This is a genomic window from Cryomorphaceae bacterium 1068 (assembly GCA_027214385.1).
Taxonomy (GTDB): domain Bacteria; phylum Bacteroidota; class Bacteroidia; order Flavobacteriales_D; family Cryomorphaceae; genus JAKVAV01.
Genome location: JAPVXR010000008.1, coordinates 167,022 through 175,592, shown reverse-complemented (window position 1 = coordinate 175,592; position 8,571 = coordinate 167,022). Strand labels below are relative to the sequence as shown.

The window sequence follows — 8,571 nt, the reverse complement described above, 5'->3', positions numbered from 1 at the left end:
CAAATGAATGCCGTGATTCAATTGCCCGAACTCGCTTCAGGAATTTACACAGTGAATGTTGTGGTAAATGAAGAAAGAGTAGGTGCTAAGAAGCTTATCGTTCAATAATCTAAATCATTAATCATAAACCCGCTTTGCCTTGTGCAAAGCGGGTTTTTTATTTTTGAACTATGACTGCCGAGGAAAAAGCCGAAATAGTAATTCGGATTTCAGAAGAAATAATGAAAACCGAGCAAGAGATAATGGACCTGAAAGAACTCACTAAACCAATATCTCCTGAAAATGCTATTGGCCAGGTAAGTCGAATGGATGCTATTAACAACAAAAGTGTCAACGAAAACAGACTCAGGCTGGCGGAAAATAAAATCAAAAAGCTGCGTCATTCATTGAGAAAAAGCAAAGAACCTAATTTCGGAATTTGCTCACGTTGCGGAAGTGACATACAGATCGGGCGGCTCATGTTACTACCCGAGAGTAATTTTTGCATCAGATGTGCAAGCTAAATCAAGCATTGGAAAAATCACGGAAATGAGCAATCCCTCCTCAAAAGAGAGCCGATTCAGCTAAACTCTTCAACTAGTCAACCCTAAGATGGTTTTTCTATTTTTGGGCCACACCAAAATATCTAAAATGGAAGAAGTTGTATCAGATATTCCCTTAATCACTAATGACGCTGTGACCTTTGGGATTCTTGCCGGATTGTTATTAGCCATTTTCAGGTTTGGCGAGCATCCAATGGGAGCAAAGCTCTACAAGATTATTCCTGCACTGCTCTTGTGTTATTTTCTCCCATCTTTGTTCAGCACTTTTGGAATTATCTCCCCAAAGTGGATTGATGTAGCCGCCGCCAAAGACGCACTAATCAGCGCCGGGTATGATTTGACTAACATAACTTCTTTCAAAGACTTTAAAAACTTTGTGCTAAATGAAGAGGTCCCGTCTAGCTTAATTGATCCCTTTATCGGCAAATCACAACTTTACTTTGTGGCTTCTCGATACCTCCTGCCTGCCAGTTTGATTCTTCTTACGCTCAGTATTAGTTTAAAAGAAGTTTTTCGGCTAGGGCCGAAAGCACTTATTATGTTCATTGCAGGAACAATAGGAGTTGTAATTGGAGGACCTTTAGCAATTCTTCTCTTCTCATTCATTGCCCCCGATGTGGTTGGCGGTGTTCCACCTCATGAGGTGTGGAGAGGTATGACTACCATCGCGGGTAGCTGGATTGGAGGTGGTGCAAATCAGGCGGCGATGTTCGAGATTTTTAGGGGTGACGAAAACCTGATCACTGGTTCCATGTACTCTATGATGATCACTGTAGACATTATTGTGGCCGAAGTGTGGATGTTCTTTCTTTTACTGGGAGTTGGGAAATCAGCTCAGATAGACCGTTTTTTCAAGGCTGATTCTTCTAGCGTTGAATCGCTAAAAAATTACATGCATAATTTCAGTAAGAAGATAGAGCGAGTGCCTTCTTTCACAGACTTCACTGTAATCTTGGGAATCGCCTTCGGTCTCACTGGATTGGCTCACCTCCTATCGTCAATCATAGCTCCTGCGATTAAGGAAAATGCTCCCTACTTAGCCGATACTTTCAGTCTGGGTTCAGGATTCTTTTGGTTGATCGTACTAGCGACAGCGTTTGGAATAGCTCTGAGTTTTACAAAAGCTCGAAATTATGAAGGAGCAGGCGCCAGCAAAGTTGGTGGCGTATTCATCTATATTCTAGTAGCCACGATCGGAATGAAAATGAACGTGATGGCAGTATTTGAAAATCCCGCGATTTTCTTAGTCGGTCTAACTTGGATGATTGTCCATGTCGTCATTCTTATAGTAGTGGCAAAAATCATTCGTGCCCCCTATTTCTTTTTAGCGGTTGGCAGCAAAGCCAATATTGGAGGAGCAGCTTCTGCACCAGTCGTGGCCGCAGCCTTCCATCCCTCATTGGCACCAGTGGGTGTATTACTGGCTGTCTTAGGATATGCATTAGGAACTTATGGAGCGTTGATTTGTGGCTACCTCATGCAAGCTGTAGCACCCTAAAGACCGTTACTATTCGTCCTTGGCTAAATACCGGTTTCAAATCATTTGAACTCAAACAATAAACTTTCCATCTACTAGATGGTTGAGAAAACATGCTTAAAGTAGCCTGGAACGAACACTATGCCCATGAACTTCCCAAAGGGCATCGTTTTCCGATGGAAAAATACAACCTTCTACCTCAGCAATTGATGCACGAAGGCACCATGGAGAGAGAAAACTTCTTCGATCCATCAGAAGTTTCTGAAAAAAGAATTTTGCGTATTCATACTCGTGAGTACTTAGACAAGTTACTCACCAAAAGTCTCAGCAGACAGGAGGAGCGAGCTACCGGCTTTCCTTTGAGTGATAAATTGGTCAGAAGGGAGTTGATCATTACCCAAGGTACTATAGAGGCTATAGATTATGCCTTTCAAAACGGAGTTAGCGCTAACATTGCCGGAGGAACCCACCATGCCTTCAGAGATCGTGGAGAAGGTTTTTGTCTACTTAATGATATCGCTGTTGGTTCGGCTTATGCCATCGAAGAACTGGGAGTGAAACAAATCCTAGTGATTGACCTCGATGTTCATCAAGGAAATGGTACCGCAAAAATATTTGAAAATGATCCGAGGGTGTTCACCTTCAGCATGCATGGTGAAAAGAACTACCCTCTGCGAAAGGAAAATTCAGACCTAGACATTGCCCTTCCCGATGGGACTGAAGATGAACACTACTTAAAAGCACTTAGCGAAACTCTCCTTGATCTTATCAATAAGGTTCGCCCTGAATTAGTCTTCTTTCAGTCAGGTGTTGATGTTTTAGAATCCGACAAGCTTGGCCGCTTGTCTCTGTCACTAAATGGCTGCAAAAAAAGAGATGAGATTGTTTTTACCGAAACGAAAAAACGCAGTATACCAGTGGTATTCAATATGGGTGGCGGCTATTCAAAAAAAATAAGTGTCATCATCGAAGCACACGCTAATACCTATCGAACTGCCAGAGAAATCTATTTTTGAAAAAGCTCATTTGTTTCGTGCCGAAGGTATTCTAAGGCTACATCGCCCGGAAGCTTCTCAACTTTTGAAGCAGCTTGAAACATTTTTCTGCTAAAGTCTATGGAAGTGGCATCGGGCTTCATTCCTTCTCCTGTGGCCGTAATAAATTTGGTCATCTCATCTTTTGCGCCTTTGATCAGATTCCAGGCATTTTCTGAAATATAAATCTGCTGAGAAAGATTGTGATCGAACTCTTCTCTGATTGATTTCAAGATTTCGTTTTGAAGCATCTTAGCTGACATCCCGTTTTGATGTGTTCGCATCACAAGTCGTCCGGGTTCAATTCGCTCCAAGTAAAGCACAAAACGCTCAGCAGCTTGAAGTCGAAGTTTTGCGGCAAAATCATTCGTTGGCACAGATACATCAGAAGTATTGGTTCTCGAATTAGTCTTGGAATTCAACAATGCTAAACGCTTATCTCTCTCATTCACAAATCTCATGTATTCATGAAAAATGTACAAGATCAGTCCTGCAATGATTAGCGTCGGGACAGCCTCGATTAATACAGTTAACAGTGTTTCCATTCTCTGAGTATTTAGTCTTTGTAAATAAGGTATTTTGCACGAATGGCTTTAAAGGTATTCAAGTCTTCTTGCCAACTTTCACGGATAGTGTCCAGATCTACTCCAATGGAAATATCTTTTCTCAATTGATCCGTCCCAGCCAGCTTATCAAAATACATGCTTTTCAAAAAGAAATCTTTTCTATCATCGGTTTCATTGTACATTCTTACGAGCCAAGTGAAATCAAGTTCTGAAATTCCAGCAGGTTTTAAAATGAAGTCAGACAGATCATAGCCATGGCAGGTCTCTCCATTGTGTTTCGGATTGATGGATGCACCTTCTTTTGGCTCAGGAATAAACTGAAAATCTCCGTTTTTATTTCCAGGCTCACCTATGATCGTAAAGGGCTCAGCGGTTCCACGTCCCACACTGACCTTCGTACCCTCAAACAAGCAAATAGAAGGATACAAGTAGACAGACTCCATGGTGGGTAGATTTGGTGATGGCTTGATCGGAAACTCGTATGGAACGTTTCTTCCATAATTCAGACAGGGCAAAATGGTCAAATCACAGGGTGCGGCTTCATGCCACCCTTCTCCATTCAGCATTAGCGCGTACTCACCAATGGTCATCCCATAAACAATAGGTACAGGATGAAGCCCTACAAAAGCTTTGAACTTCTCTTGCAGAACAGGTCCATCAACGTAATGAGTGTGGGGATTTGGTCTGTCTGCCACAATTAAGGGAATATTCTGCTCAGAGCAAGCTTGCATTACGTAATGCAATGTGGCTAAGTAGGTATAAAACCGGGCGCCAACATCCTGTATATCAAACAAGACAAGATCGACGTCTTCCAGACTCTCTTTTGAAGGTTTTTTAGTGTTGCCGTAGAGAGAAAAGACGGGAACTCCTGTTCTCCTATCAACTGTATCGTCAATATTCTCTCCATCAGCGCGATCTCCTCTAAAACCATGTTCGGGCGCGAATACTTGTTTCACAACCACACCCGAACTGAGTAAGGAATCTACGATGTGCACACCTTCAATAGAGCCCGTATGATTGGTTACAACAGCCACTTTGGAATCTCCGATAAGCGATAACAAGCGTTCAAAATCATAGATTCCAGGTTTTGCACTTTCAACCTGTGGACTTGACTCTTCGGGCTGTCCTGACACGTCGGGAGCTATCCCACAAGAAAGGAAGAGTGAAATGCCCAAAATGGAGAAGACGAAATTCATACTTTTGCTGGAAAGGAAAGACACAAACATTGAATACAGCTCTTTTTATTGCAAAGCGATTAATAAAACGGGAAAGTAAGCAAAAAGGTCTTTCAGGTCCGATTGTTCGAATTGCCACCATAGGTATTGCTCTCGGAATGGCAGTAATGATAGTGGCTGTAGCCATAGTCATCGGCTTTCAAAACGAAATCAGACAAAAGGTTATTGGCTTTGGCTCGCATATCCAAATCACCAATTTTGGTAGCGGCCAAGGATTGAGTCAGCCTAAACTTCTAGTGAATCAACCATTTTACCCTTCTCTCGATACGCTAGAAGCAGTAGAAAACATCAATCAATTTGCGCTGAAAGAAGGTGTGATTGAAACCAGAGATAATATTCAGGGAGTTATTTTGAAAGGCGTCGCCTGGGACTACAACTGGTCCTTTTTTGAAAAAAACCTAAAAGAAGGTGTTATCCCTGATTTCTCTTTAGACGAGTCAAAAAATCAACTTCTACTCTCCTCTTTTTTGGCCGGAAGGCTGCAAACCAATGTAGGAGAAAAAGTAGCTATCTACTTCCAAAATGCCAAAGGAAGCATGAGTCAAAGAAATTTTGACATCGTGGGTATTTACGAGACAGGTCTTCAAGACTTAGACGAACAATTCGTTTTGGTGCACATTGATCAGATCAAGAGAATTAATCAGTGGGGACTTGAAGCCAATCTAAAATTGGTAGGTTGCGAAGATGGCAAAGTATCGCTCAAAGGTTTTGGTTTTGGAGGGAAGGGCAGGTCAAAACTGATTTGGAGCGCGGACTCTTTGCGCGGTCAAGGCCCTCATGAATTCTGCCTTTTGGGAGACACCACCATTTATGTGGTGGTAAGAGAAAAAGGCACGCTCTCTGACACTGCATTCTTCCGCTACAATCACCAAGGGCTCCCCGCTTCGGAGTGCCGATGTCCCGAAGATTCAGAAGTGGAAATCACCACTTCAGGAGGAAGCGCTAAGTATTATACAGGAGGTTTTGAGGTAATGCTCAGCAATTACCAAAAGCTGGGTAAGATGGAGGAGATTATTTACAAACATCTCAATTACAATTTAAGGACTACCACAATTCGACAAAAGTCGCCTGAGATCTTCAACTGGCTTGAAATGCTCGATCTCAATACTGCAGTCATCATCTCTTTGATGATTCTGATCTCGGTAATCAATATGACTTCAGCCTTATTAATTCTGATTATGGAAAGAACTCCCATGATCGGTATCCTCCGCGCCATTGGAGCGTCCGCTCAAACGGTCCAGAAAATTTTTCTTTACCAGGCAGGGTACATCATTCTATTGGGGATGATCATAGGAAATGTCATTGGTATTTCTTTTTGCCTTCTCCAAGGAGAGTATGGATTTTTAAAATTGGATCCTGCCAATTACTATGTCTCGGAAGTGCCCATTCTCCTTCGCATTGATTATATCGTTGGTTTGAACATCGGAGTTTTTCTGATTTGCGTCCTTATGATGACCCTGCCTACACTGGCGATTAATGGCATACGACCTTCTAAGGCCATTCGCTTTAATTAAGTCCTTACCTTCGCAAAAAAATTGACATGAATCACCCCAATATATACAACAACATCCTGGAAACCATCGGCGAAACACCGATGATAAAGCTGAACAGGATTGCCTCACACATTCCTGCAACGGTCTATGCTAAAGTGGAATACTTCAACCCGGGACATAGTACCAAGGACAGAATGGCATTACAAATGATAGAGGATGCCGAAAAAGAAGGTAAGCTCAAGCCGGGAGGAACCGTTATAGAATGTACATCCGGAAATACGGGTATGGGGTTGGCGCTGGCTTGCATCGTAAAAGGATACAAACTCATTTGCACGTTAAGTGATAAACAAAGTAAGGAGAAGATGGATATTCTGAGAGCTATGGGTGCAGAGGTAATCGTTTGCCCTACCAATGTATCTCCTGATCATCCTGAGTCTTACTACAGCGTGGCTGAAAGGCTGAATAAAGAAATTCCGAATTCATTTTATCCATATCAATACGACAACCTGAGCAATAGGAAGGCGCATTACGAAGGAACGGGTCCTGAAATTTGGGAACAAACGGAAGGAAAAATCACACATTTTGTGGTAGGTGTCGGAACGGGAGGAACAATATCTGGAGTAGCTCAATATTTGAAAGAGCAAAATCCTGACATCAAGATTTGGGGTGCGGACAGCTATGGTTCCGTTTTCAAAAAATTCCATGAAACGGGAGAATTTGACGAAAACGAAATCTACTCATACATCACAGAGGGTATAGGTGAAGACATCTTACCGAAAAACGTAGACTTCAGCCTCATCGACCATTTTGAGAAAGTAACGGATCGCGACGGTGCGCTTTATGCCAGAGATTTAGCCAGAAAAGAAGGTTTACTACTCGGGTATAGTTGTGGTTCGGCTTACGCTGTGATAGAGCAGATGAAGCACGAGCTCACCGAAGATGACGTGGTTGTGGTTCTCTTTCATGATCATGGATCGCGCTATGTAGGAAAAATCTACAACGATGATTGGATGCGCGATCGTGGATTTTTGAATGTACTTAACAAGAGTGCTCTGGATTTGGTGAACAAGCACATACATCAACCTTTGGTAACCATAGCTTCGGGCGAACCGGTGAGCAATGCCATTGCGAAAATGAAGAAGTATGACATCTCCCAAATTCCTGTAAGAGACAATGGCTCATTTGTAGGTTCAATTGACGAAAGAAAGCTTTTCGAACTCATCAGTGACGGAGTAGATACCACACAAGTAAAAGTGAAAGATTCCATGAACAAGCCTTTTCCTATAGTGGAGAGCAACGAAGAGATTGGTTCTTTGACCAAGCTCATCAATAAGGAAAACTCAGCGGTTGTGGTGAAAATCGACGAAGAAAACTACCACATCATTTCTCGTCATGACCTCATTTCTTCTCTTCAGTAATTATGAAGATTCTCGACCAAATAGGAAGAGAACTACAACTGGAAAAGACACCTCATAGAATCGTTTCATTGGTGCCTTCCATAACTGAATTGGCATACGATCTGGGCTTTGAAGTTATTGGAAAGACGAAATTCTGTGTCCATCCAAAAAGCCTGGGCACCGCTGTTAATGTCGGTGGTACTAAAAATGTGAAAGTCGACTTGGTCAAAGAGCTTGAGCCTGATTTGATTCTGGCCAATAAAGAGGAGAATACAAAACCCACAGTAGAAAAGTTGATGGAAGTGGGTCTCCCTGTTTTTATCAGCGACGTTTCTACTATCGACCAAAGCGTTGATTTGATTGAAAAGTTGGGGGAAATTGGCAGATCCCAAGCGAATGCTCAAGATTTGATTGAAATCATTTCTAAAGGATTCAAATCCATACCGAAGATCGAGCCAAGGCCAAAAGTATTGTACTTGATATGGAGAGAACCTTATATGGCTGCAGGTACCGATACTTACATTTCTGATTTAATGTCTCATTTGAGTCTTGATAATGTGTTATCCGATTGGGGGGAAAAGGGGCTTCGCTATCCTGAAATAGCACAAGATCAAATTACGCAGCTAAAGCCTGACTTCATTCTACTTAGCTCAGAGCCATACCCTTTCAAGGAATCACAACGTAAATCTATTTGCTCAGCTTTTGGCATCCCAACACTCTTGGTCGATGGAGAATGCTTTTCGTGGTATGGCTCGCGGCAAGCAAAATCGATAGACTACCTTGAAGAATTTTCACGTCTTTTAAGGAACTAAGCTAAATTTGAGGCG

Annotated in this window: 7 protein-coding genes; 5 read left to right on the top strand and 2 right to left on the bottom strand. The window is 42.3% G+C overall.

Features of this window, described 5'->3' with window-relative positions; all coding sequences use genetic code 11:
• Positions 1-630: 630 nt before the first annotated feature.
• Both O3Q51_11625 and O3Q51_11620 read left to right on the top strand, forming a co-directional pair.
• Positions 631-2,040 (top strand): DUF819 family protein, encoded by a 1,410-nt coding sequence (locus O3Q51_11625; GenBank protein ID MCZ4409462.1) that lies wholly within the window; start codon positions 631-633, stop codon positions 2,038-2,040.
• 92 nt (positions 2,041-2,132) lie between these two features.
• Complete coding sequence (locus tag O3Q51_11620; GenBank protein MCZ4409461.1) at positions 2,133-3,035, top strand: histone deacetylase; 903 nt, start codon at positions 2,133-2,135, stop codon at positions 3,033-3,035.
• On the opposite strand, the gene O3Q51_11615 is transcribed toward O3Q51_11620, so the two are convergent.
• Both O3Q51_11615 and O3Q51_11610 read right to left on the bottom strand, forming a co-directional pair.
• Positions 3,026-3,598, bottom strand: a complete 573-nt coding sequence (locus tag O3Q51_11615; protein MCZ4409460.1) for a hypothetical protein — start codon at positions 3,596-3,598, stop codon at positions 3,026-3,028. The two genes, O3Q51_11620 and O3Q51_11615, sit on opposite strands and share 10 nt — an antisense overlap.
• An 11-nt stretch (positions 3,599-3,609) precedes the next feature.
• Positions 3,610-4,815, bottom strand: coding sequence for a DUF1343 domain-containing protein (locus O3Q51_11610; GenBank protein ID MCZ4409459.1), 1,206 nt, complete (start codon positions 4,813-4,815; stop codon positions 3,610-3,612).
• Between the two features lie 29 nt (positions 4,816-4,844).
• On the opposite strand from O3Q51_11610, the gene O3Q51_11605 reads away from it, so the two are divergent.
• From O3Q51_11605 to O3Q51_11595, 3 genes are read left to right on the top strand one after another with little or no spacing between them, the layout of a single operon-like run.
• Positions 4,845-6,368, top strand: coding sequence for an ABC transporter permease (locus O3Q51_11605; protein MCZ4409458.1), 1,524 nt, complete (start codon positions 4,845-4,847; stop codon positions 6,366-6,368).
• Between the two features lie 26 nt (positions 6,369-6,394).
• Positions 6,395-7,765 carry a pyridoxal-phosphate dependent enzyme gene (locus O3Q51_11600; protein MCZ4409457.1) on the top strand — a complete coding sequence of 457 codons (1,371 nt, stop codon included), beginning with the start codon at positions 6,395-6,397 and terminating at the stop codon, positions 7,763-7,765.
• A 2-nt stretch (positions 7,766-7,767) separates the two neighbouring features.
• Positions 7,768-8,556: a helical backbone metal receptor gene (locus O3Q51_11595; protein MCZ4409456.1), complete on the top strand. Its 789-nt coding sequence runs from the start codon at positions 7,768-7,770 to the stop codon at positions 8,554-8,556.
• Positions 8,557-8,571: the final 15 nt, after the last annotated feature.

Coding starts and splice junctions, on each gene's coding strand:
- O3Q51_11625 (MCZ4409462.1), top strand. CDS start 631: ATGGAAGAAGTTGTATCAGATATTCCCTTAATCACTAATGACGCTGTG.
- O3Q51_11620 (MCZ4409461.1), top strand. CDS start 2,133: ATGCTTAAAGTAGCCTGGAACGAACACTATGCCCATGAACTTCCCAAA.
- O3Q51_11615 (MCZ4409460.1), bottom strand. CDS start 3,598: ATGGAAACACTGTTAACTGTATTAATCGAGGCTGTCCCGACGCTAATC.
- O3Q51_11610 (MCZ4409459.1), bottom strand. CDS start 4,815: ATGAATTTCGTCTTCTCCATTTTGGGCATTTCACTCTTCCTTTCTTGT.
- O3Q51_11600 (MCZ4409457.1), top strand. CDS start 6,395: ATGAATCACCCCAATATATACAACAACATCCTGGAAACCATCGGCGAA.
- O3Q51_11595 (MCZ4409456.1), top strand. CDS start 7,768: ATGAAGATTCTCGACCAAATAGGAAGAGAACTACAACTGGAAAAGACA.